Origin of the sequence: Nostoc sp., assembly GCF_036917195.1 — a bacterium.
GTDB lineage: Bacteria > Cyanobacteriota > Cyanobacteriia > Cyanobacteriales > Nostocaceae > Nostoc.
Window position 1 is genome coordinate 17,107 of the sequence record NZ_JBALDG010000032.1, and the last position, 24,063, is coordinate 41,169.

Consider the following 24,063-nt stretch of genomic DNA (forward strand, 5'->3'; position numbering starts at 1 on the left):
TGTCTGATGCACGCTAGTCGTTTTTTTAGATGCACGTCTTAGAGATTGTTTGAAAAGTGTTTCGCTGTGACTTTAGGCACTTTGCCTAACTACCTTCCCCGGTCGTCGCTTGATAGATTTCAAACTAGATAAAGTCAGATTTGAGTAGAATCAAATAGCACCAAGGGATTCTTATCCTGGGGCTGGATAGGGAAAATGGCTAAGGATCATATAGAAATTAGAAGGAAGAGATACTTCAAGCTCAGTTCACAAATCGCTCAGTTGGATAATGTACAATTGCCTTCTCTGTTTGACCATAGTGAGTCGAATGAGTCAAGCACGGGTTGGGGGATGAATCACGCCATCGTCATTGGGAAATCCAAGGTCTTTGTGAAACGTATTCCGGTTACGAACATCGAATTTGACAACCTGTTCTCCACCAGAAACCTCTATGACCTGCCGACTTACTGTAATTACGGCTTCGGTTCCACTGGTTTTGGGGTCTTTCGGGAACTTGTGACCCATATCAAGACGACCAACTGGGTATTGTCCGGGGCAATTGCCAGCTTCCCACTAATGTACCATTATCGGATTATTCCCCTGAACAGGCGGCGTGCAGATGTGGATAAGTCGCGTATAAAAGCTTATGTGGAGTACTGGGGCAATAGTACGAACGCCGGGAATTATGTGTTAGATAGAGTCAACGCCAAGTATGAGTTAGTTCTGTTTTTAGAGTATATACCCCATGTTTTAGAAAGATGGCTCCTCTTAAACCCCAACAAACTTCAGAAACCCTTGGATGACTTACGCACGACGATTACCTTTTTGAGGAGGAAGGGAATCATCCACTTCGATGTACATTTTCGCAACATCCTCACCGACGGCAAGCAAATATATTTGACCGATTTTGGTTTAGTACTTGACAAGAGTTTTACGTTGACTAAAGATGAAGAGTCTTTCTTTAAGCAGAACAGATTTTACGACTATGGTGAAGTCCTGCGGAATCTTAGTCACCTTATTCGATCGCCGTATGATTTATGTTCAAAGAACGATAAACGCAAGATAATGGAAAAATATGGCATAAAAGAAGCCTTAAAACCTTATGAACTGAGGTCTATATTACTTGACAACATCGATCAAATACATTCTGATGGGGTGATGAAGTTAGATAAGTTCTATGTTGCCAGCATCGTCAAATACCGCAGCATCATTGCGCTGATGCAAGACTTCTTCTCTGATATGTGGGAAAATAACAAGAAGGATACGAAACTTCGTCATGCAGAACTACGCTTGCTGCTCAAAGAGACAGGATTTGTTACTAGTGCTTGAATCCACAGTGGATATGAGTGAGACATTAAGATAATTGCACTTTTGTCAAGAGGATACTATGCGTCTTATAGGTACGATCAGGCAAGACAAAAAACAAGCCGCAGCCTCAGACCCGATCGCCTTTCCTCTAAGAAAAATTGTTAGTTAAGTGCTTGAGCACGATACCTACGGTGAGCTACGCTAACGCACTCCACTACCAAAAACCCCGGCGTTAAGTACCGAGGTGAGAGCGGGGGCGATCGCCTTTGAATAAAAAAAGGTTAAGATGCAATTCGTCTTTTTAGCATCTCCAAAAGTTTTGTAAATTGGGTGGGAGGGGTAGCTGTCACCTCAATCATCTCGCCAGATAGAGGATGCTGTAATTTTAGTCGCCAGGCGTGGAGTGCTTGACCGGGCAAATTTACGCCCACTGAATGACCAGAACTATAAACTGGGTCGCCGACAATGGGATGACCCATTTTGGCGCTATGGACACGAATTTGATGGGTGCGTCCGGTTTCTAGTTGGAAGTGAATTAATGTATAGTTACCGAGGCGTTCTAGTACTTGCCAATGAGTGAGGGCAGATCGTCCACCTTGTTCAACAGACATAATAGCCATTTTCTTACGGTCTTGGGGATGGCGACCAATGGGTAAGTCAATTGTGCCACTTTCAGCTTTTGGCGCACCGTAAACTACACCCAAGTATTCTCGCCGTGCTGTTTTTGCTTTGAGTTGTGCTTGTAGGTGATGATGGGCAATTTCTGTTTTAGCGATCGTGATCGCCCCCGTTGTATCCTTATCCAATCGATGGACGATTCCTGGACGTTGGACTCCGCCAATTCCTGGTAAATTGGGACAGTGTGCCAACAGGGCATTTACTAAGGTGCCATCTGGATGACCGGGCGCAGGATGGACAACTAAGCCTGCGGGTTTGTTGAGAATAAGTAACTGGTCGTCTTCGTAGAGGATATCTAGGGGGATATTTTCTGCAAGCAGTTCTAAGGGTTGGGCTTGTGGTATTTCGAGAGTGATGCGATCGCCTACCTTGACATTAATCTTCTTGGATGTACAAACTTTATCGTTAAGTTGGACGTTACCCTGTTCGATTAACTGTTGGATGCGGGAACGAGATAAGTCTGGTAATTCTTGGCAAAGGTAACGGTCAAGGCGATCGCCTTTGGTGTTGACGCAGTGGATCGTATTTCTGGAGGGAAGTAAGCTAGGTGCAGCATTCTCCAGTGGAGTTGACAAGCGATCGCTATTTTCTTGGATTTGTAAATTAAATTCAGTCACAATTGCTCTAGATTAATTCCCGTTCTTTAAGTAAAGCGCGGAATGCTTATAGTTGGGCGATTAGAAACCGCGTCTACACGAGGCTTTACTCACCTCGGTAGGTTTCAAAATCTTGATTAGCCCTTAGTCTGCGAAGGCGGACGAGAGTTTGTCTCGCCATTTTATCAATATACACACCCACATCAAACCCCTGACTTCTCATCTCTCCTCCTTTGTGTCCTCTGCGGTTCGTTATTCTAAATTTATAACTTCTTGCGGCAACTCAAATAAACTATCTTCCCCAGCTTCAAAATCTATCACCTGATACACAGCATCAATATTTAACTCACCATAAACATGAGGAAATAATTCGTCTATTTCAGCAGGTTCATAGCGAATTTCAGCTTGTACTTTTTTAGAATCAATAAAAAGTAGCACCAATTTTTGTTGATTATCAAAAAATCTATTTGCAACTTTGAGTATTTGCGTTGATTTTGAACAGTGGATAAAGCCTTCACTCTCTAACGAATCAGCGCGATAGCTACCGATATTTTTTGCTTGTTCCCATTGTTGATATTTGGTAATGTGGAAAATAGTGTTCATGTTGCTTGTATCATTTTACGAATATCATCTAAAGGTGATTCGGGTTCATTAGGATTATCAGGATAAAATTCTAACATTATAGTAATGTTCAGTTTGTGATTTTCAAATTTATTTGATGGAGGAAAAATTTCTGTAGATACTTTGATTCTGAGTTTTTCTAGTTGCCAGCCTGTAGACGACCCAACTCTGAAAACTTTACAGTTTATACCTTCGTCAGAAGATTGCCATGTGATATCTTCAGCTTGAAAATTGACTTCGTTTATGCACAGCATTTGAAAAAGTGCTGAAACTAAAGAGTTATTATTTTCCTTTAATTGTGTATGAAATTTTGCCTGAAATGTTGAGAGATCAAGCAGCATTGATACTTATAGTTTGTGCCTGTATACCTTCGCTCCAAGGCAAATTAGAGTAGGAGCATCCCAATTTTTAAAATAATTCGCCTTAGATATAGAAAGCCTGGGGCAGGGATGATTTAAGTAAGTGGACATTTACATTGCGTAACATAGGTTCATTTATTCTTGCCTACTTACTTATTGTGCAGCTAAAGATTTTGATATTGATTTAACAAAAAGTTGAATAATAGGCGATGCCCACGGTGGTCACTGACTTGTACTGAGCGCAGCGATGCACTGAGCTTGTCGAAGTGTCGAAGTAGCCTATAGTACCCTTACGGGGAAGCAAGCTACGCGCAGTGTCTCGTAGAGAAGTACGGTAAACTATGCTCTGACGATGAGCAAGCCGCAGCAGCAGCCAGACTTAACTTTATGTGAACTGCTGGAGAGCTTTACGCCTGGGATGTATGAAATCAGAACAGCTATGCCCGGATTTCTTACAAGAGAAATCCGGGTTAATTTGCTACATTTCCGTAATATTACTAGTTTCAATTGGGATGTTTGACGTATAAATTGCTGTTGTATTACTGTAAATACTTTTATAGAAGGAATATTTTGATGGATAAAATACAAAAAATTATCAATGGTGGTAATATTTATCAAATTATTAGTTTTAACTATGCTAACTGGAATTTAGGGACAATCTTGATAACTTTTATTGTACTGTTGACAGCTATTTTTACCAACTCGGCAGTTGCAGCAGATAATATTATTTCTGAAAATCAAGAGGCTCAATTGAGGTCTCAAAATTTAAAAGCATCTTCTATAGTATCGAAACCTAATTCACAGCAAAAAAAGATCAGATCGCGGCAAAGGTTGTTGGCATCTAAAAAAAGTAATACTGTGACTAAATTAGAGACTGTAAGCATTAGTGATGGTTTTACTGCTAACTTTAAGTCTAAAACATTCAGCAATTCTTTTTCTGGAAAAATTTTTTGGCTTAAATCTCAAGAAAAGATAAAAATTAATGATAATTTAGCGAAACAGTTATTTGCTTCTCCAATTAGTAATACCGATTTGCATTTAAAACAGCAGACTAATATATTGAAGCAGAAAAAAACTCAAATTTTCGTACAAATAGACTCTTCAGAATTTTCGGGTGATACTTTTGGTGAGACTAATAAATTACGCCAACAACTTTTAATTGATCCCATCGTGAGGCTAGGTAAATCGCCAAAAGCCGCCCCAGGTTCAACAGCTGGTACTCCTTCTGCCTATGGTGCAAGTTTTGGCCAAGCCTATATTGGCGGTGGTTTACTTTTCCCTCTAGATGAGGATAAAGATAGGGTAGATGGTTCTTTGTCTGTTGGTTTTGGTTTTGGAGATGCAGTTAAATCTGTAGGATTGGAAGTTAATGTCAATATTACTAGTGTAGGTGGTGGTGAGAGTTTTGATTTTGGTGATAGTGGCGGTGTAGGTTTTAAGCTACACAAATATTTGGGTGATGGTACAGCTGTAGCTATTGGTTGGTCAAATCCTATTAAATGGGGAGATGTTAACAAAGCTAAAGATACTATCTATGGAGTAGTTACTAAGTCATTTCCACTGCAATCAAATAACCCTAATAACAAATTACCTTTGACTGTTTCTGTAGGACTTGGCAGTGGTGCTTTTCGTTCTAAAGGTGCAATAGCAGCAGATGAAAATCCTGTGAATCTTTTTGCTAGTTTAGGTTTCAGAGTCATACCTGAAGTATCTTTAGTAAGTAGCTGGACTGGAAATCGTCTCAATATGGGTGCATCTTTTGCTCCTTTCAAGAAGACACCTGTAGTTATCAATACTATTTTCACGGATGTTACTAGCAATCTTAATAGTGGTTTAGGTTTTTCTCTAAGTGCAGGGTACAGTTTTCAGTTTTAACTGCTGAGTTATCTTAGAATTTCATCAACAATAAAAACAATGAAGAAACAAAAATTCTCGCTTATTCTTACTCTAACGTTAATCTTATTCACTTATCTAGTGGGTGGGTTTACTAGAGTAAATGCTGGTACTGCTGGCATCACGGGAACTAGTGAAGATTCTACTTCCTCATCAGGGGATAATTTTAACCCAGGATCTTCAGAGTCATCTGTTGAACCTGCACCTGGGGTTAAAGTTGAATTTAGTGGTGATGGTAGCATTAGCGTAGCAACAGAAGTTCAGAATAATTTGAATGAAACTGTCATTAATATACTCAGTCAAAATCCGGATGCAAATAGTCCGGCTGCTATCATTCTAGTTATCTTACTGGGTGGGGTGAATGCAGAAGCAGCAGCTAATCAGCTACAGGTTTCTATAGTTAGTTTAGGAGTATCATCACCATCAGTAGCATCACTGGTAAATGCTTTATTAGCTCTAGCCGGAAATAAATCAGCATCTGTATTAGGCGTTCCTGTAAGACAATTACAACCAATGCAGCTAGTTGCCAGCACTAAAGGATTAATGGCAGATTCAGTGATAGCCCAGAAGGGAGAAACACCAAATGTGGATATAAAAAAACTAAATGATGCTATTACTGCTTACAACAAGATTGTGATGGAAAGCAGTCCTAAAGTTATCCAAAAACTTGCAAAAGATCCACAATTTTTAGAAGTTGGTAAGCTGCTTAAGCAATTAAGGGCTGCCCTGAATAAAAGTTAAAATTTAGATGTGATGAGACTAAAGTTATTAGTGGTGCAATTGACAATCCTCTGGCTTAAACCAGAGGATTGTTGTTTTCAGAATCGAGTTGTCAACATCAATTTAGTTAAAATACTGATACTTAAGTCATTAAAAATACTTGATATAGCAATCTTAAATGAGTTATACCAATTCTGTATGAAAATGCGCCAAACGAAATAAGGAAGGAACCGCAAAGGACGCATAGACACGATGTGGCTTCCCGCACGGTAGGACACAAAGAAAGAAATAAGAAACCAAGAAAATTTGGCGCAGCCTCACAAAGAAATGATATTACGAACAAAAAGATCCCCGACTTCTTCAAGAAGTCGGGGATCTGAGCCTCTCGGTGGAAAGCAAATCAAATAGGATTGCTATAGTTCATCTGTAACCTTTGACTAGCTTGGTTGATTCTCAAAATTTAGTAGCACTATTTAATTATAGGACTTATACAAAAACCCTCTCAAACTCTCATTACTCCGTGATCTCTGCGTCCTCTGTGGTTCGTTTTCCGTTACCTGTGCGTAAGTCCTAAATTAGTTCTTTTTTAAATCTCACGCAGAGACACACAGCTTTTTTTACACCTTTGCGTGAGGTAATCATTCTAGAAATTAGGCGGAATACAAACATCTGGCGCACATAAACCAGGAAATTGCAACGTCGTCACCTCAAGAGTATTCAAATCTACACGGCGGATGGCATGATTATTGGTATCGGCAATATATAAAAAAGAAGCGATCGCACTCAATCCCGAAGGTTCAAAAAAGCGGCTATTCTGACCCTTGCCATCTTGTAAGCCACTAGTACCATCTCCTAAAACTGTTTGACAATTCCCACTGGGACTCACTAATTTAATTTTGTGATTGTAGGTATCTGCTACCCACAGGTAATTCTGGACGTATTCCACTCCTAAACAGTGTTGTAAACGGACATCTTCACCTTGTCCATCAACATCACCAAAATCAAATAAACTTCCACTACCACAAACGGTTCGGACTTGGTACGGTTCTACAATTCCAATACTACGAATTGAACTAACTTCACTGTCAGCAATATATAATTCTTGCCCATCTGTGCTGATACCGCTGGGTTGAGCAAAGGCAGATTCAGCAAGTGAACCATCAATGCAAGCTTCTGCACCAGTACCAGCATAAGTTTTAATGATGCTAGTTTCTAAATCTATTTCCCAAATCTGATGGGGCCCAGCCATTGCAATAAACAGGGTATGTCCCACTTTGACTAAATCCCAAGGAGAATTCAGCGCAGTTTCTAAACCAGCGCCGCCATGAGGACGGATATTGCGGCTTTGTTTACCAGTTCCGGCTATAGTTTCGACTACTTGCCGCTTCAAGTCAACTCGCCGTAGGGCATGATTTTCTGTATCAGCAACATAAAGAATTTGATTTTCTGCATCAAATACCATTCCCTGTGGTGCAAAAAATTGCGCTTCGCTGAACGAACCATCGGTTAAGCCAGATTTTCCGGTACCAATCAAATGCAAAATTTCCCCATCAAAGCTACTCATAATCAGGCGGTGATGTCCAGAGTCAGCAATGAATAAACCCGCTTGGGTAGCTAGAACTTTACCAGGAAAGGCTAGGGGTGTGATTAATGGTTGGCGCTGTTTTTCTAAAGTCAAGCTAATTTTTTGGAAATTAATTGTACCTTTCTCATGGTGTTGCTGAATTAACTTTTGAATTAATTCGTCTAAAGTCTCACGATTTCCTTCACCAGAAATCTGGCCAATCACATAACCTTCTGGATCAATAATTATTAACGTAGGCCAAGCACGCACAGCATACTCTTGCCAAATCTGAAAACCTCTGTCAACGACAACTGCATGTTCAATGTCGTAGCGCAGGATAGCTTGGCGAATATTTTCTATTTCTTTTTCGTTATCAAATTTGGCGGAGTGAACGCCGATAATGGTAAGGCTATCTTTATATTTTTGTTCTAAATATTTTAGGTTTGGCAGAATATGCAGACAATTAATGCAACAATATGTCCAAAAGTCTAAAATTATGACTCTACCCTTAAGTTGTTTGAGAGACAAGGGTTTATCGGTGTTGAGCCAAGAGTAATTTTGCGCTAATTCTGGCGCTCTGACACGGGGAATCATAAAGTCTACTTTGCTCTTAGAGGATGTTTATACTAATTTTCTGAAATAGGTCGATGAAAAATAATCATACATATATACCGTGTGTTGCTACTAAAAGCTTAGACAAAAATACCTCTCTAACTCTTATTCCTCCGTGCCGCGCCAGTTGCTGCAAGTCGTGGAACCGCAAGGGCGCACTGGCTTCTCTGTGCCTCTGCGGTTTGATTCTTCCGTGACTCGTGCGTAAGTCATAAGATATTTAACCAGTCAATATGAAGTCAGAAACCCGCAATGTATTATGACAAGCTTAGGCACAATTACAAAAAATCATTGATGAGTTGTACGAAGCTGATGACAGAGCAATAGTAAACAATGATTTTGATGATGCTAGCTGGCTAGTAGAGCAGATATACTTTATGAAGAAGCCGAAAATTTGGAAATTGTGATTTCAGAACAAAAGCAAAGATGAAAACAATTGAAGAATTAAAAACTCGTATTCAGGAACTCAGTAAACAAGCTGTTGAACTCAGGCAAAAAGCATCTGAAGTATATTTAACTAACCAAGAGCAAGCTAAACAGTTCAGGTAACAGGCAAGAGAAGCCAGTAAGCGCTGCCAAATATTGATATAAGAGTTAAAACGCCAACAAGGTTAAAGCTAAAATAATTGCTATTTAATAAATAAACTTTTAGAAAATTTACAATTTGAAAGGACTTGATAAACTAACTACTACGAAGTTATCAGCGTGGGTGCAACTAGCCAAAACCCAAGCTGAACAAGGACAAGTTGCCGATCGCATTCCGCAATTAGCTTTGGCTGATCCTGATTGTTTTGCAGTTCACATCTGCTGTGAATCGGGGAAAACTATCAGCTTTGGGGATACAGCTTGTGTGTTCCCGCTAATGAGCGTTATTAAGACATTTTCTCTACTTTATCTACTAGAACATTTTGGCGTAGAAACAGTTTTTGGGTGGGTTGGGGTTGAACCATCGGATACACCCTTCAATTCTTTAGAACAACTCATTGCCGATCGCGGCCACCCCCGCAATCCGATGATTAATAGTGGGGCAATTACCCTCGCTGATAAATTACCAGGAAAGGACGCAAGCGATCGCACTCTTTTATTTTGTCAATGGCTCAATCAATTAGCAGGTTGTCAACTCAGGTTAGATGAGGTAATGCTGGCTTCAGTGCGATCAACCCGCTCAAAAGCCAATCTAGCGATCGCTAATTATCTCGCCCAAGCTGGCCATCTAGAAAATCTGGAAACAGCACTTGACACTTACGAGCAAATATGCTGTATATCTGGGCGAGTTGAAGATTTAGCCTTTTTGGGAAAACTCCTAGCTTATAAAAATAGCTATTTCTCGGCACAAAACCGTCAGATTGTCAATGCTGTGATGTTAACTTGTGGATTGTACGAAGCTTCTGCCCAGTTTGCAGTCAAGATTGGTCTACCGATGAAATCAGGGATTGGTGGTGGACTTATAGCAATAGTACCAGGTGAGGGTGCGATCGCTTGCTATAGTCCTGGGTTGGATAATATTGGTAATCCTGTAGCAGCGATCGCATTTGTTGAGGCTTTAGCGCAAGAGTTACAGTTGAGTGTCTTTGGTTAGGCTAATCATTATTTTTTACTTTTCTTCTGGAACTGCTGGGGTAGGTGTAGCTGGCAAACTGGGAGATGGTGTCGCATTTGGGAACTGACGCGGGTTGAAATATCTTTTTAATTCTGGTTTTTCTGAATCAGGAGCGATTTTTTTGGGTAACAGGGTTGATTCAGGTGTTGGTGTTACCTGTGGCTGTGCTTCTGGTGTTGGCGTAATTGTTTCTGGTGCAGGAGACTCGATAATCTCTGGCAGCGTGGGTGGCAAACTAGGAGATGGTGCAACTGTTTCTTGTGGAGTAGGCGTCTTGCCCGTCCGACGGTTAAAAAATCCGCCAAATCTCGGTTTTGTTGGCTGAGGTATAACTTTTTCGGGTAACGGCGTTGATTCAGGTGTTGGTGTTACCTGTGGCTGTGCTTCTGGTGTTGGCGTAATTGTTTCTGGTGCAGGAGACTCGATAATCTCTGGCAGCGTGGGTGGCAAACTAGGAGATGGTGCAACTGTTTCTTGTGGAGTAGGCGTCTTGCCCGTCCGACGGTTAAAAAATCCGCCAAATCTCGGTTTTGTTGGCTGAGGTATAACTTTTTCGGGTAACGGCGTTGATTCAGGTGTTGGTGTTACCTCTGGCTGTGATCCTGGTGTTGGCGTAATTATTTCTGGTGGTGTTGGGGACAAGCTGGGAGATGGTGCAGCCGTTGGAACTTCTAATTTTGGTTGTTCTGGCTGTATTTTGGATTGTTTCGGAATTTCAGTTTCAGGAATAGGCTGTTTTTCTACCTCCGGTTGTATTTGGGGTGTTTTTTCAACAGAAGGCGTGGGTGTAGGTTTAGGTACAAGTCTATAATTCTGGTCTACAACGGGGCGCACCTCATCTGCCGTAAGTTCCCCTCTGACAATTCTCGACAAGGTGTCTTTACCCTTTGGCTGGTAGTCAATTAGTCTGACTGTGGTATTAAAGGCATTTTTGACAGGATTTCCCTGGTTATCGAGAAATTCTAGTTTTACCCAGTTTTTTCCTGGACGGAAGCCTTTAAGATAAATTGCTTGCCAGCGATCAAAAATAAAGCTTTCACCATTGATTGTGGAGCGAATGCGCCAATCACTGAATTCATCATTGGCGTTTTCCTTGCCGACGAGGTGCAGAGGAGCGTTAGTTAGGTAAAAGTCTAGTAAGATTGGTTCTGCTCCGTAGCTGCTTTGAGGACGGCTGTAAGTTAGCAGCGGTAATTTGGGATCTGGGTTGTTGTCGTCGGTTTTGGTGAAGACGTGAAATCTTGTCTGGGCATAAGCGCCTTCATTCTTAAAGCTTTCATGCCAAGGACGGGAGGCAAAGACACGCAGGGTATGAGTCCCTGGAGACAAGTCTGGCAAAAGCAAGGCCTGATTCAGGTCGTAAACAGGTATATAAGGTTGGTTATCCAAAATTACGTGTAGATGGGGACCCAGTTGTAATTCTGGGTCTTTAAATATTGGTAGATCTTTAACTTGAAAACTAGCTGTGATTTTATTGTCTTGAAAAACTTCATCAGGTTTTGGAGTAACAATTGTCACTTGTGGCTGATAAACTTCCAAAATTGTCCGCAGTTCTTGGATAACAGATGGTGGGGAAACTTCCAAAAATTGCTTTGAAATTTGAGAAATCTGTGCAGGGTTTTCTCTATAGCCAGTCGATACTTCTTGGCTTCCGACTTTCTCCCCACAACTGGTCAAGCTTAATACCAGCACCAATGTCATTACCCACTTGAAAATCGGGAACCTCTTAGGGAGGAGCTTCTCTAACACCCTTTTCTGCCACGAGTTCATGCGTTGCACCCAGTGATAGTCTTCGACAATTGACCATATCAATTTTAGATTTTAGATTTTAAATTTTAAATTATTTTGGTTCATGCCCTGTTTATGCCCTGTTTAAGCATGGGCGGAACAAATCCACTCATTCGCTCGATAGCGTAGCTTTAACGTTAGCGATGAACGAGCATCCGTAGGAGCGTATGACTAGCTAACGCTTACCAAAATTGGAAATCCAAAATCCTCAGAGCCAAGTACCTGTACTTCGTCCCGCTACCTTGGCGGAGCATCTCCTAGAGAAGACACTGGTCGGGGTCAGCACTGAGCGAAGCCAAAGTGTCAATCCAAAATCCAAAATCCAAAATTGATTGACAGATTATTTTGGCTCAAACTGTCCATAGGGAACTATAGCCCAAAAGGTGAAATCTGCCTCACCTCCCATAAGTTTTTCTGTATATCTCAGTAAATTTTAAAACAAGTCATATTTATTACATCTATTTACTTGTAACAATTAAAACATGACACAAATATTCACGAGTAACAGCAGCAAAAGCTGGAACATCCTCTATATACAGCCAAACCATAAATTTTACGAATTGTTATTCTTTGTAAATTAAATAGATAATCTATTGACTTTTGTACAACTAGTTTGGAGTGAAAAGCTAGCTCAGGCAGTAATTTCAGCAATATTTCCACAAGTTTGAATTATTGTTAAAATATCTCTAACAAAGTACAAGTGAAGACTTTATAATTCAACGAGAAACAACTCTCCACATCGGGTCTTCATCGCGGCTTCAGTAAAATTCTGGAGTATGTGGTAATGGTTCATTTTGTGGTATCCATGAATCCTCATTCCTTATCAAGAGAGGAGGTCGAATGACAATAAGTCCTCCGGAGCGAGAGGAAAAAAAGGCAAGAGTAATCGTCGATAACGATCCGGTTCCTACCTCATTCGAGAGATGGGCACAACCTGGACACTTCGACAGATCCTTAGCCAGAGGTCCCAAAACCACCACATGGATTTGGAACCTGCACGCACTCGCCCATGATTTTGATACACATACAAGCGATTTAGAAGACATATCCCGCAAGATATTCTCAGCCCACTTCGGCCACTTAGCCGTAGTGATGGTTTGGTTGAGCGGGATGATTTTCCACGGCGCTAAGTTTTCTAACTACGAAGCTTGGTTAACCGACCCGTTAAACGTTAAGCCTAGTGCCCAGGTCGTTTGGCCCATTGTGGGACAAGACATATTAAACGGTGATGTTGGCGGTGGTTTCCACGGTATTCAAATCACCTCCGGTTTGTTCCAAGTATGGCGTGGTTGGGGGATTACAAACTCCTTCCAGCTTTACTGCACTGCGATCGGTGGCTTGGTATTAGCAGGCTTATTCCTATTTGCTGGCTGGTTCCACTACCACAAACGCGCTCCCAAACTGGAATGGTTCCAGAATGTGGAGTCGATGCTGAATCACCACTTGCAAGTATTGCTAGGTTGTGGTTCCTTAGGATGGGCAGGTCACTTAATCCACGTGTCCGCACCGACCAACAAGCTTTTGGATGCAGGCGTTGCTCTCAAAGACATACCCTTGCCCCACGAGTTCATCTTGAACAAAGACTTGTTGACCGAACTGTACCCTGGCTTTGCTGCTGGTTTAGCACCTTTCTTCACCTTGAACTGGGGTCAGTATGCTGACTTCCTTACCTTCAAGGGCGGTCTGAACCCGGTAACAGGCGGCTTGTGGATGACTGATATTTCCCATCACCACTTAGCGATCGCAGTTGTCTTTATCGTTGCTGGTCATCAATACCGTACCAACTGGGGTATTGGTCACAGCATTAAAGAGATCCTAGAAAACCACAAAGGTCCTTTCACCGGTGAAGGTCACAAAGGTCTTTACGAAAACCTGACCACATCCTGGCACGCTCAGTTGGCTACTAACCTGGCCTTCTTGGGTTCGTTGACCATTATCATCGCGCATCACATGTACGCGATGCCCCCCTATCCATATTTGGCAACTGACTACGCCACGCAGTTGTGCATATTCACTCACCATATTTGGATCGGTGGCTTCTTGATCGTTGGTGGAGCGGCTCACGCTGCTATCTTCATGGTGCGAGATTACGATCCAGTTGTGAACCAAAACAACTTGCTGGATCGGGTGATTCGTCACCGTGACGCGATTATTTCTCACCTGAACTGGGTGTGTATTTTCCTCGGCTTCCATAGCTTTGGACTTTACATCCACAACGACACAATGCGTGCATTGGGTCGTCCTCAAGACATGTTCTCTGATACAGGAATTCAGTTGCAGCCAGTATTTGCCCAGTGGATACAAAATATCCACGCCTTGGCTCCTGGTACAACTGCACCCAATGCCGTAGAACCAGTTAGCTATGTCTTTGGCGGCGGTATTTTGGCTGTTGGCGGTAAAGTGGCAGCTGCACCCATTATTTTGGGTACAGCGGACTTCCTAATTCACCACATTCACGCCTTCACCATTCACGTCACCGTCCTAATTCTGCTCAAAGGTGTGCTATACGCCCGTAGCTCTCGTCTGATTCCAGACAAGGCAAACCTGGGCTTCCGCTTCCCCTGCGACGGTCCTGGTCGTGGTGGTACCTGTCAAGTGTCTGGTTGGGATCACGTATTCCTCGGACTTTTCTGGATGTACAACTCCCTGTCGATTGTTATTTTCCACTTCAGCTGGAAGATGCAATCAGATGTGTGGGGAACCGTAGATGCAGATGGTACTGTGACTCACATCACTGGTGGTAACTTTGCCCAAAGCGCCATCACCATCAACGGTTGGTTACGGGACTTCTTGTGGGCACAAGCTACACAAGTCATCAATTCCTACGGCAGTGCGCTGTCTGCCTATGGTCTACTCTTCTTAGGCGCTCACTTTGTCTGGGCATTCAGCTTGATGTTCCTGTTCAGTGGTCGTGGCTACTGGCAAGAACTAATTGAGTCCATAGTTTGGGCGCATAATAAACTGAAGGTAGCACCAGCAATTCAGCCTCGCGCTCTGAGTATTATTCAGGGTCGGGCTGTAGGGGTAGCTCACTACCTTTTGGGAGGGATTGCCACAACTTGGGCGTTCTTCCATGCACACATCCTTTCAGTAGGGTAGCAATCAGCAAAATTTTGGGTTTTGGATTTTAGATTTAATCCAAAATCCAAAATCTAAAATCCGAAATTGAACTGATACTTGATGGCTAAAGGTCAGAGGATTTATTAAACCTATGGCGACAAAATTTCCCAAATTTAGCCAGGATCTCGCACAGGACCCGACGACTCGTCGGATATGGTATGCGATCGCTACAGGCAACGACTTTGAAACCCATGATGGCATGACGGAAGAAAATCTTTACCAAAAGATTTTCGCAACTCACTTCGGTCACTTGGCAATCATCTTCCTGTGGGCATCCAGCCTCCTGTTCCATGTAGCCTGGCAAGGTAACTTTGAACAGTGGATTAAAGATCCCCTTCACATCCGTCCGATCGCCCACGCGATTTGGGACCCTCACTTTGGTAAACCAGCGATCGAAGCTTTTACGCAAGCTGGTGCTAGCAATCCGGTAAACATTACCTACTCTGGTCTGTACCATTGGTGGTATACCATCGGAATGCGGACGAACGGCGAACTGTACAACGGTTCAGTGTTCTTGCTGTTATTCGCGGCGATATTATTGTTCGCTGGTTGGCTGCACTTACAACCCAAGTATCGTCCTAGCTTGGCATGGTTTAAGAGCGCTGAACATCGCCTAAACCACCACTTAGCAGGTTTGTTTGGTGTTAGTTCTTTGGCGTGGGCTGGTCACTTAATTCACGTTGCTGTCCCCGAATCTCGCGGTCAGCACGTAGGTTGGGATAACTTCCTATCTACCCCACCCCACCCAGCTGGTTTGACACCATTCTTTACAGGTAATTGGGGTGTTTACTCTCAAAACCCTGACACTCCTGGACATATATTCGGGACATCGCAAGGTGCAGGAACTGCGATTCTGAGTTTCTTGGGTGGCTTTCATCCTCAGACAGAAGCTTTGTGGCTGACTGACATAGCTCATCACCACCTAGCGATCGCAGTCCTGTTCATCGTTGCCGGTCATATGTATCGGACTAACTTCGGAATTGGTCACAGCATGAAAGAAATGCTGAACTCCAAATCTGGTTTAGTACCTGGTACCAACAGTGAAGGTCAGTTCAACCTGCCTCACCAAGGGTTGTACGACACCTATAACAATTCGCTGCACTTCCAGTTGGGTATTCACCTAGCTGCTCTGGGAACCGTCACCTCTCTGGTAGCGCAGCACATGTACGCCATGCCTTCCTACGCATTTATTGCGAAGGATTACACAACTCAGGCAGCGCTATACACGCACCATCAATACATTGCTGGTTTCTTGATCCTTGGTGCTTTTGCTCACGGAGCGATATTCTGGGTACGTGATTACGACCCAGAGCAAAATAAGGGCAACGTCCTTGAGCGCGTATTGAAGCACAAAGAAGCGATTATTTCCCACCTTAGCTGGGTATCCCTTTTCTTGGGCTTCCACACTCTTGGTCTGTACGTACACAACGATGTAGTAGTTGCTTTCGGCACTCCTGAAAAGCAAATCTTGATTGAGCCAGTATTTGCTCAATTCGTCCAAGCTGCTAACGGTAAGGTACTGTACGGTTTAGACACCTTGCTATCTAACCCAGATAGTATTGCTTACACAGCATGGCCCAACTACGCTAACGTCTGGTTACCAGGCTGGCTAGATGCGATCAATGCTGGTACAAACTCCCTGTTCTTAACAATTGGCCCTGGCGACTTCTTGGTACACCATGCGATCGCCTTAGGTCTCCACACCACCACCTTGATCTTGGTCAAAGGTGCTTTGGATGCCCGTGGTTCTAAGCTGATGCCCGATAAAAAGGACTTCGGCTATGCCTTCCCTTGTGACGGCCCCGGTCGTGGCGGTACTTGCGATATCTCAGCTTGGGATTCCTTCTACCTGGCTACATTCTGGATGCTCAACACCATTGGTTGGTTGACCTTCTACTGGCATTGGAAGCATCTAGGTATTTGGCAAGGCAACGTGGCTCAGTTCAATGAGAACTCTACATACCTCATGGGCTGGTTCCGCGATTACCTCTGGGCTAACTCCGCTCAGTTGATTAACGGTTACAACCCCTACGGCGTGAATAACCTGTCTGTCTGGGCTTGGATGTTCCTGTTTGGACACCTAGTTTGGGCTACTGGCTTTATGTTCTTAATCTCCTGGAGAGGTTACTGGCAAGAGTTGATTGAAACCCTTGTTTGGGCACACGAACGCACTCCTCTAGCTAACCTAGTTCGCTGGAAAGACAAGCCCGTGGCTCTGTCAATTGTTCAAGCTCGTGTAGTTGGTCTAGCTCACTTCACAGTTGGCTACATCGTGACTTACGCAGCATTCTTGATTGCTTCTACTGCTGGTAAGTTCGGTTAATTCGGCTGCTAGTTTTGTAGGTAAGTAATAAAAATCCCCTGCCGAAAGGTGGGGGATTTTTTGTGAAATTAATTAAGTTTAAAATTACGAGACTTCTAATACCAATTCTCCGTGAGCTTGCACTTAATGATTACTCCTTCTGTCAAGGCGTACAAGGCGTACTTGGTGAACCAGCGCTCTCCGGCGGGTTTCCCGCCGTAGGCCACTGGTGTTAGCGCCACGGAGAGCGAGTCTTCGAGCTTCACCCGTTCGCCCTTGGCGTTCCCGCAGGGTAGGGCGGTTCGTTTAATAATTAAGTGCATCTTCATAGCGAATTGGTATAACTCCATCTGCTAAATTCTATAAAGCAGAGCTACTTTTTTCTCTTCTAGTTTTTCTGTTTAATATTTTCAACAAGTATGTCAACTATGATTGGAAACCTAAAGTCACGATGATGACCGCACATCGCCAGAAAAAAGTTGGAGGAACCATCTTTCAGCAACACATAATAAAATTCATTACAATTGGTCATTATTCCATGTTCGGTGTCTGATTGTAGCTCCATTACCCCATTAGCTACTAAACGCTTAATCATGAGGTCAAATTTATCTAGAGTGATCTCTGTATCTCTGTAAATCTTTGGTACAGGATTCTCTTCGATTGTTTCACCTATTAAACTTTGAAAAAAGTGGCATTCTCCAGTTGGTGATTTCCACCACATTTCTACATCAATACCATTGCCTAACCATGTCCTTAGTCGATAAACATACTCTAAAGCAACTGCTAATCGCTCCGTATATGGTAACGTCATATCCATATAGATTACATTTGCTGCGTTTCCCTATTGCTCTATCCAGCCTAAAATTAATTTGGTTATAATACCAGGCTAATTAAAAGTGCGATCGCCTAAAATAAATTTTAGTTGTAAGTGGTCATAATTATGACAGACTAGCATAACATCTGATAACTGAAGATGAATACTAAACTTGTTGAATCACTGTTGCAAGTTATCCTATCTCTCTCTGATGAGGAGCAATCACTATTGGAAGAAAAATTGTTTTTCGATTCATCAGAGCCTTCAACTCGTGATTTAATGCGACTGCAACTTGCTCAAACTGGTGGGGTATTTCAATTTCTTAACGATGAACCAGACATATACTCACTAAAACATGGAGAACTTATTTAAAAAGAAAGCGATCGCCTAAAATTAACTTAGTGATCAGCAGCAATATGGAAGAACTGCAAAACTCAGAAATAGAAGCTACCTTTACAGCGCTTGTTAAGCAATGGCGTGAAGAAACTTTTGGTATATCATCTACTAACCAAATGTCGATGCGCCCTGCATACCAGCAAATTATTGGTATGGGAAAACCTGTAATCCCACTTTTACTTAGGGAACTGGAAAAGAAATCTGGACACTGGTTTTGGGCATTAAAATCCATCAGCAGAGAAGATCCTGTTCCTCCAGAATATAGGGGAAAGGTAAAGGAGATGACTAAAGCTTGGCTAGAGTGGGGTAGGCAAAGAGGCTACAGGTGCTAGGTAATAACGCTTGGGTTAAGTTTCACTAGAAAATATAGAGCATAATAATTTACAAGGGCTAACTGGAAATCCTGGTTATGGTGAGGTTGCCTACATTATGAAAAAATCAATTCCAGTCTAGAAAAGATTTAGCACAATCTAATTATCAGGCTAATCTAAAGAGCGATCGCCTAACCATGACAAACTGGCAAGAAGGCATTACTCAAAACCCAAATATATGTTATGTGTCGGAGACGCTATGCGATTGATCGCAAAGCGTGCCAAAAGTTAATATACTCCTCTGGGTTACTTTATGCTTCCCTCTGTGTTCTTCTGCGTTAAAAAAATAATTTTTAAAATTAAATAGTTGGACAATACTAAAACAAGTTATAACTATAAAAAACAAAATAATCTTATTACTCTTGCAACAAGAACCAATAACGCCAGCAAAAGAAATAATTTTTAATGCCTCTTATACCGAGCAAAACGGAGCAGCATATTTAGGTGATAGCCTTAAACTTATTAAATTCATTGATGATAATAGTATTAATTTAATTATTACATCGCCTCCATTTGCTCTGACACGAAAAAAAGAATACGGTAATGAAACTGCTGAAAAATATATTGAGTGGTTTCTACCTTTTGCCTATGAATTTAAAAGAGTACTGGCAGAGAATGGCTCATTCGTACTAGATTTAGGCGGTGCTTACCTTCCTGGTAATCCTGTGCGGAGTATCTACCAATACGAACTTTTAGTTAGATTATGCAAAGAAGTAGGTTTCTTTCTTGCTCAAGAATTTTACCACTATAATCCGGCTCGACTGCCAACCCCTGCTGAGTGGGTGACAATTAGGCGGATTCGTGTGAAAGATTCTGTAAATACGGTTTGGTGGTTGTCTAAAACACCTAATCCTAAAGCAGATAACAGAAAAGTTTTAAAGCCTTATAGTCAAAGTATGAAACAATTACTCAAAAATGGCTATAAGGCCAAAATACGTCCTAGTGGACATAATATTTCTGATAAATTTCAAAAGGATAATCAAGGTGCAATTCCGCCAAATTTGCTAGAAATTGCTAATACTGAATCTAATAGCGCTTATTTACAACGCTGCAAAGCAGCAGAAATTAGACCCCATCCAGCACGTTTTCCTCAAGGGTTCGCCGAGTTCTTCATCAAATTCTTAACTGATGAAGATGATATGGTTTTAGATCCATTTGCAGGTTCTAATACAACCGGGTTTGTTGCTGAAACTCTGCAACGCCGATGGATATCTTTTGAAATTAATGAAGATTATGTAACGGGAAGTCGTTATCGATTTAGCCAATAAGCAAATTCAGTAAAGAGTCAGGACTGAGGAGTTAAAATATATAATTTATAACTCGTAACTCATAACTACTCACTCAAATTTCTCCATTCACCTGCATTTGATGAACTTGATCCGCAAGCTCTTGACGACCTTGATCATCTAGTTTGTCAATTGCTAACATCCCCATGAGAATAACTTCTTTCAGGGTCAAACGTGTTGAATGTGCCTGTTTTTGCACAATCTCTTTAATAATGGGACTGACACCAATCGCTGTACTAGCTCTAGCCACGGAAGAAAAGGAAAACACTAATGATTCAGCCTAAATCTTAGCACTTCCAATGAAGTTATTTTCTATAGTTAAAACTTAATTTAAATGTGTTTAAACTCATACTTCAATGAGTAAACATAAATTTTTAATTATGTATATATATAACTACAACAGAAATACAGGGAATTTTTCTACTACTGGATAATCTGCATCAAACCCTTAATCATCGCATCAAAGGTAAGAGCCAACTTTTGGATGAAAATAAATTTAACTTTTTTTATCTCAGCGTAACGTGTACAGTGTTTAACAGCGCTGTAGATTACTCCAGAATTCTCCCAAACCAATTTGAGAGTCTAACCTTTTTTTGAGTAAGTTCTCGAAGTCTCAGTAGGACTAACCTTTTGCTTGCTCATTAAGGCCACATCATCGTATGATAAGCTAATCGTCATTTATTTTTCCAGACTGATTCGCTTGTAGTAAGCGGCTACAGCCCGGGTTTTATGCAACTTAAATGCCCATTAGCTTATGAACATCCTCAAACAGTTAAACTTTTGCCTATTGCTCTAGAATTTCCACTAAGTCTTCAATCGTCACATCAAAGGTGTGAGCTAATTTGGGGATAGCAGTAAAGTCAACTGTTGTCATTCCTGAACAACGGGCATAACTTCTAACTGTGCTGTAAATTACCTCAGAACGGTCAGAAAGTTGTTTTAGTATCCATGCTTTCTCTTCTGCTAATTCTGGAATCTTTAATAATTTCATATTTGATAACTGATGCATTTGCACCGCTCAATTTAATATGAGAAATTAAAAAACATAGACGAGAAGCGCTTTGTAGTCAGACATCGCCTAGCAGTTTAGCAAACTATTATGCGATCGCCAGAATTTCCGGAGATATGGAAACCTGAAATCAAATGGTTATTTCTTATAGTAGCAACATCAAAAGCAAAAAACTCTGTCCTGAGATAATCAAAAATTATCCACTAATGACCGAGTTTACATCCACTTGCAATATTTGTGACCACTGGTTATAAAAAATGGTCGGCTTGTGAAAATAGTGCTTTCAGGAAAAGTATCCTCACAAATAAGACTTGTATACCACCGAAAAAACCGTACTTTAAAGAGATCGTGAATTGTCTAATATAATCTCGTTAATAGGCTTTACAGAACTATACGGTGTAAATAAGAATAATACTTAACCGAAGTAAAATTTTCCTGAATACAGGCAACTAATGCTGTCATAGGGAAAAGCAGTGAGTAGAGGAGAGACAAAGCGATGAGGGACCCTTATCTGTTGGCAATAGGCTTGTTAACAGGATTAGCAATACCAGCATCGGCTCTTCCACATTTGTCGATTGTCCTGCCAGAAAATTCTGGATTCCTGTGGGATTTAAAACAAGGTTCGCAGACAATAGTAAGTAGACAAATCATCCCCAGTGTTGATCTTTCCTTACCAGAACTCAGTGGCCAAACGTTCCAACCCCTAAAAAGTTCGCAGCCAACAGCAGGTGAGAAAAATATCAAAAGCTTTGATCTCTCCCTACCAGAACTGAGTAGTCAGGGATTACCAGTCCCAACAGAATCATTAGTCAACCCCAGCGCCCAAGCAACTGGTATCTCACTGACATCTGGTAATCAACTTTACTACCAAAGATTGGCGGCTCTGAAAACAGGTCAGATTTATACACGCGTGGATAGTGATAATTTGCAATCATTGTGGGAGTCGATCAAGAAGCGTCAACTAACTTATGATGACTGGAAAAGTTTACTAGCTTTAGAAGCTAGAGCGATCGCTCAAGGTCAAGGTGCAAATCATCTAAGTATCTTAGTGGGTGATTCTTTGAGCATGTGGTTTCCTAGAGAAAAACTACCTGCTGGGAAATTGTGGCTGAATCAAGGCATATCTGGAGATACTTCCAGTGGAGTTTTAAAAAGATTGGGGGCATTTTCGGCAACGCGGCCGGATGTGATTTACGTCATGGCTGGGATTAACGACTTACGAAAAGGCGCTAGTGATGACACAATTTTGCGTAATTATCGCCGGATTATCCGTCGTTTACGGCAGACTCACCCAAAAGCTCAAATCATTGTCCAATCAATTTTGCCTACTCGCCTAGCAAAACTTTCCAATAGCCGCATTCGTCACATTAATATACAACTAATCCAGATTGCCAAACAAGAAGGCGCTAATTATCTAAATATTTATAGCTGGTTTACGGATATGGAAGGCAATTTGCGCCCAGAGTTGACTACAGATGGGTTGCATCTGTCTCAAGAGGGTTATGATGTGTGGCGCTCCGCACTACAGCAGATAGAATACAAGCTCACTCAGCGCGAAAATTGAGCGATCGCTACGCCGACACTTGGAGCGATGTCTACGACAGGCTGTGCCTACGCAATTTTAGATTTTTTATGGAAGTTACCGACAACGATGCCATTACCATCCGTTCTCTAATTGAACACCAATTGGCAGCCTTTAAAAAGGATGATGCCCAAGGCGCTTTTGCCTTCGCCAGTCCGGCAATTCAGGCGCAATTTGGAACCCCAGAAAATTTTATGCAGATGGTGAAGATAAGCTACCCAGCAGTATACCGTCCTCGTTCTGTCTTTTTTGAGAAGATAACAACCATTCAGGGAAACATAACTCAACCAGTGCTACTACTTGCTCCTGATGGAGTTCCCTTGAAGGCTTTATATTTAATGGAAAAACAGCCAGATAATACCTGGAGGATTAACGGTTGTTTTCTAGTTTCTCTAGAAGGTAAATAAAATAAACTCTATCTCTATAGAACCAAAATCTTATAATTTAACGCTCAAGGCTTCCCGATTCAAAACCTGATTCAACTTACCACTGCGATAACCTTCTAAATCCAGGGTTACGTAGATAAATCCAAAATCCTGAAATGCCGAAACTACTTTCTGTAAATCGTTAGTCAACACAAACTCTTTAATTTGTTCTGCTGGTAATTCAATCCGTGCTGTATCCTCTTGTGATCGCACGCGCAAATTCTGCCAACCTAGCTTTCGCAGGAAAATTTCTGCTCTACCAACTCGTTGTAACTTAGTTACAGTAATCTCTTCACCATAAGGAAAGCGAGAACTGAGGCACGGTTGAGCAGGTTTATCCCACCAAGGTAAACCGAGTTGTTGCGAAAGTTGCCGAACTTCAACTTTGGTAACACCCACTTCCGCTAAAGGCGATCGCGCCCCTCTTTCTTTCGCCGCCTGAATTCCTGGGCGATAATCATGCAAATCATCGGCATTTACCCCATCCACCACATAGGGATAACCCAACTCTAAAGCTAAAGGTTTGAGAGTGTCGTGCAACTCACTTTTGCAAAAATAACAGCGGTTGACCGGGTTAGAAGTGTAATTGGGATTTTCCATCTCGTGAGTCTGGACAATTTTATGAGGAATCCCAATAGTTGCGGCTTGAATTTTGGCATCTTCCAACTCTTCTGGCAACAGCGAAGGAGAAACAGCCGTGACAGCCAAAGCGCGATCGCCCAGCGCATCATAAGCAATTTTGGCAACCAAAGTGCTATCAACGCCCCCTGAGTAAGCAATCAACGCCTGCTCCATTTCTATAAATAAGGCTCTTAATTGCTCAAATTTTTCTATCAGCATCATTTCCCAATCCTGCCCAAACCCTATAGCACCCAACAAATTCCATTCTAGGCACAAATTCCGAGGATGTGGAATTTTGCACAGCAGCTAAACACAGATAATTATCGGACTTACGCATCATACATATGTACTATATATTTGAGCTTTTGAGCCATATCTAACACCCAACACAGTAAATATCCGACCAAATCAGCGTTGTG

General features: G+C 41.9%; 22 protein-coding genes. 12 read left to right on the forward strand and 10 right to left on the reverse strand.

Features of this window, described 5'->3' with window-relative positions:
• Positions 1 to 312: 312 nt before the first annotated feature.
• Entirely contained in the window at positions 313 to 504 is a 192-nt protein-coding gene (locus V7K40_RS11030) for a hypothetical protein (RefSeq protein WP_334959392.1), read from the reverse strand.
• Here V7K40_RS11030 and V7K40_RS11035 point away from each other — a divergent pair.
• Positions 496 to 1,308: a hypothetical protein gene (locus V7K40_RS11035; RefSeq protein ID WP_334959394.1), complete on the forward strand. Its 813-nt coding sequence runs from the start codon at positions 496 to 498 to the stop codon at positions 1,306 to 1,308. The two genes, V7K40_RS11030 and V7K40_RS11035, sit on opposite strands and share 9 nt — an antisense overlap.
• Before the next feature lie 260 nt (positions 1,309 to 1,568).
• On the opposite strand, the gene V7K40_RS11040 is transcribed toward V7K40_RS11035, so the two are convergent.
• The 3 genes from V7K40_RS11040 to V7K40_RS11050 form a co-directional block, all read right to left on the reverse strand.
• Positions 1,569 to 2,486 (reverse strand): RluA family pseudouridine synthase, encoded by a 918-nt coding sequence (locus V7K40_RS11040; RefSeq protein ID WP_334959455.1) that lies wholly within the window; start codon positions 2,484 to 2,486, stop codon positions 1,569 to 1,571.
• Positions 2,487 to 2,813: 327 nt separating this feature from the next.
• Entirely contained in the window at positions 2,814 to 3,164 is a 351-nt protein-coding gene (locus V7K40_RS11045; protein WP_334959396.1) for a DUF952 domain-containing protein, read from the reverse strand.
• Positions 3,161 to 3,523, reverse strand: coding sequence for a KGK domain-containing protein (locus V7K40_RS11050; protein ID WP_334959398.1), 363 nt, complete (start codon positions 3,521 to 3,523; stop codon positions 3,161 to 3,163). The genes V7K40_RS11045 and V7K40_RS11050 overlap by 4 nt, the downstream gene beginning before the upstream one ends.
• Positions 3,524 to 4,114: 591 nt before the next feature.
• On the opposite strand from V7K40_RS11050, the gene V7K40_RS11055 reads away from it, so the two are divergent.
• A complete protein-coding gene (locus tag V7K40_RS11055) occupies positions 4,115 to 5,416 on the forward strand; it encodes a hypothetical protein (protein ID WP_334959400.1) in 1,302 nt (433 codons plus the stop codon).
• Positions 5,417 to 5,455: 39 nt separating this feature from the next.
• A complete protein-coding gene (locus V7K40_RS11060; RefSeq protein WP_334959401.1) occupies positions 5,456 to 6,175 on the forward strand; it encodes a hypothetical protein in 720 nt (239 codons plus the stop codon).
• A gap of 622 nt (positions 6,176 to 6,797) precedes the next feature.
• On the opposite strand, the gene V7K40_RS11065 is transcribed toward V7K40_RS11060, so the two are convergent.
• On the reverse strand, positions 6,798 to 8,312 hold the full coding sequence (locus tag V7K40_RS11065; RefSeq protein ID WP_334959403.1) for a thioredoxin-like domain-containing protein: 1,515 nt from the start codon (positions 8,310 to 8,312) through the stop codon (positions 6,798 to 6,800).
• A gap of 444 nt (positions 8,313 to 8,756) precedes the next feature.
• Here V7K40_RS11065 and V7K40_RS11070 point away from each other — a divergent pair, with 444 nt between their 5' ends.
• The gene (locus V7K40_RS11070; protein WP_334959405.1) at positions 8,757 to 8,879 is read left to right on the forward strand and encodes a hypothetical protein; all 123 of its coding nucleotides are present in this window, start codon (positions 8,757 to 8,759) and stop codon (positions 8,877 to 8,879) included.
• Between the two features lie 115 nt (positions 8,880 to 8,994).
• The gene (gene glsA, locus V7K40_RS11075; RefSeq protein WP_334959407.1) at positions 8,995 to 9,909 is read left to right on the forward strand and encodes a glutaminase A; all 915 of its coding nucleotides are present in this window, start codon (positions 8,995 to 8,997) and stop codon (positions 9,907 to 9,909) included.
• 15 nt (positions 9,910 to 9,924) lie between these two features.
• On the opposite strand, the gene V7K40_RS11080 is transcribed toward glsA, so the two are convergent.
• A complete protein-coding gene (locus tag V7K40_RS11080) occupies positions 9,925 to 11,700 on the reverse strand; it encodes a hypothetical protein (RefSeq protein WP_334959408.1) in 1,776 nt (591 codons plus the stop codon).
• A gap of 858 nt (positions 11,701 to 12,558) precedes the next feature.
• Here V7K40_RS11080 and psaA point away from each other — a divergent pair.
• Together psaA and psaB are read left to right on the forward strand one after the other, a co-directional pair.
• Positions 12,559 to 14,817: a photosystem I core protein PsaA gene (gene psaA / locus V7K40_RS11085; RefSeq protein WP_334959410.1), complete on the forward strand. Its 2,259-nt coding sequence runs from the start codon at positions 12,559 to 12,561 to the stop codon at positions 14,815 to 14,817.
• A 112-nt stretch (positions 14,818 to 14,929) separates the two neighbouring features.
• A complete protein-coding gene (psaB, locus tag V7K40_RS11090; protein WP_334959412.1) occupies positions 14,930 to 17,161 on the forward strand; it encodes a photosystem I core protein PsaB in 2,232 nt (743 codons plus the stop codon).
• A gap of 367 nt (positions 17,162 to 17,528) precedes the next feature.
• On the opposite strand, the gene V7K40_RS11095 is transcribed toward psaB, so the two are convergent.
• A complete protein-coding gene (locus V7K40_RS11095) occupies positions 17,529 to 17,957 on the reverse strand; it encodes a hypothetical protein (RefSeq protein WP_334959413.1) in 429 nt (142 codons plus the stop codon).
• 156 nt (positions 17,958 to 18,113) lie between these two features.
• On the opposite strand from V7K40_RS11095, the gene V7K40_RS11100 reads away from it, so the two are divergent.
• The 3 genes from V7K40_RS11100 (at position 18,114) to V7K40_RS11110 (ending at position 19,989) form a co-directional block, all read left to right on the forward strand.
• The gene (locus V7K40_RS11100) at positions 18,114 to 18,326 is read left to right on the forward strand and encodes a hypothetical protein (protein ID WP_334959415.1); all 213 of its coding nucleotides are present in this window, start codon (positions 18,114 to 18,116) and stop codon (positions 18,324 to 18,326) included.
• Positions 18,327 to 18,370: 44 nt separating this feature from the next.
• The gene (locus tag V7K40_RS11105) at positions 18,371 to 18,682 is read left to right on the forward strand and encodes a hypothetical protein (RefSeq protein ID WP_334959417.1); all 312 of its coding nucleotides are present in this window, start codon (positions 18,371 to 18,373) and stop codon (positions 18,680 to 18,682) included.
• A 401-nt stretch (positions 18,683 to 19,083) separates the two neighbouring features.
• Positions 19,084 to 19,989, forward strand: a complete 906-nt coding sequence (locus V7K40_RS11110) for a site-specific DNA-methyltransferase (protein ID WP_334959419.1) — start codon at positions 19,084 to 19,086, stop codon at positions 19,987 to 19,989.
• Between the two features lie 73 nt (positions 19,990 to 20,062).
• On the opposite strand, the gene V7K40_RS11115 is transcribed toward V7K40_RS11110, so the two are convergent.
• Together V7K40_RS11115 and V7K40_RS11120 are read right to left on the reverse strand one after the other, a co-directional pair.
• Entirely contained in the window at positions 20,063 to 20,275 is a 213-nt protein-coding gene (locus tag V7K40_RS11115; protein ID WP_190728355.1) for a hypothetical protein, read from the reverse strand.
• Positions 20,276 to 20,791: 516 nt separating this feature from the next.
• Entirely contained in the window at positions 20,792 to 20,998 is a 207-nt protein-coding gene (locus V7K40_RS11120; RefSeq protein WP_334959421.1) for an XRE family transcriptional regulator, read from the reverse strand.
• A 514-nt stretch (positions 20,999 to 21,512) separates the two neighbouring features.
• Here V7K40_RS11120 and V7K40_RS11125 point away from each other — a divergent pair.
• Positions 21,513 to 22,580, forward strand: coding sequence for an SGNH/GDSL hydrolase family protein (locus V7K40_RS11125; protein WP_334959423.1), 1,068 nt, complete (start codon positions 21,513 to 21,515; stop codon positions 22,578 to 22,580).
• A 68-nt stretch (positions 22,581 to 22,648) separates the two neighbouring features.
• Complete coding sequence (locus V7K40_RS11130) at positions 22,649 to 23,005, forward strand: DUF4864 domain-containing protein (RefSeq protein ID WP_334959457.1); 357 nt, start codon at positions 22,649 to 22,651, stop codon at positions 23,003 to 23,005.
• A 30-nt stretch (positions 23,006 to 23,035) separates the two neighbouring features.
• On the opposite strand, the gene larE is transcribed toward V7K40_RS11130, so the two are convergent.
• The gene (larE, locus tag V7K40_RS11135; RefSeq protein ID WP_334959459.1) at positions 23,036 to 23,863 is read right to left on the reverse strand and encodes an ATP-dependent sacrificial sulfur transferase LarE; all 828 of its coding nucleotides are present in this window, start codon (positions 23,861 to 23,863) and stop codon (positions 23,036 to 23,038) included.
• Positions 23,864 to 24,063 lie beyond the last annotated feature (200 nt).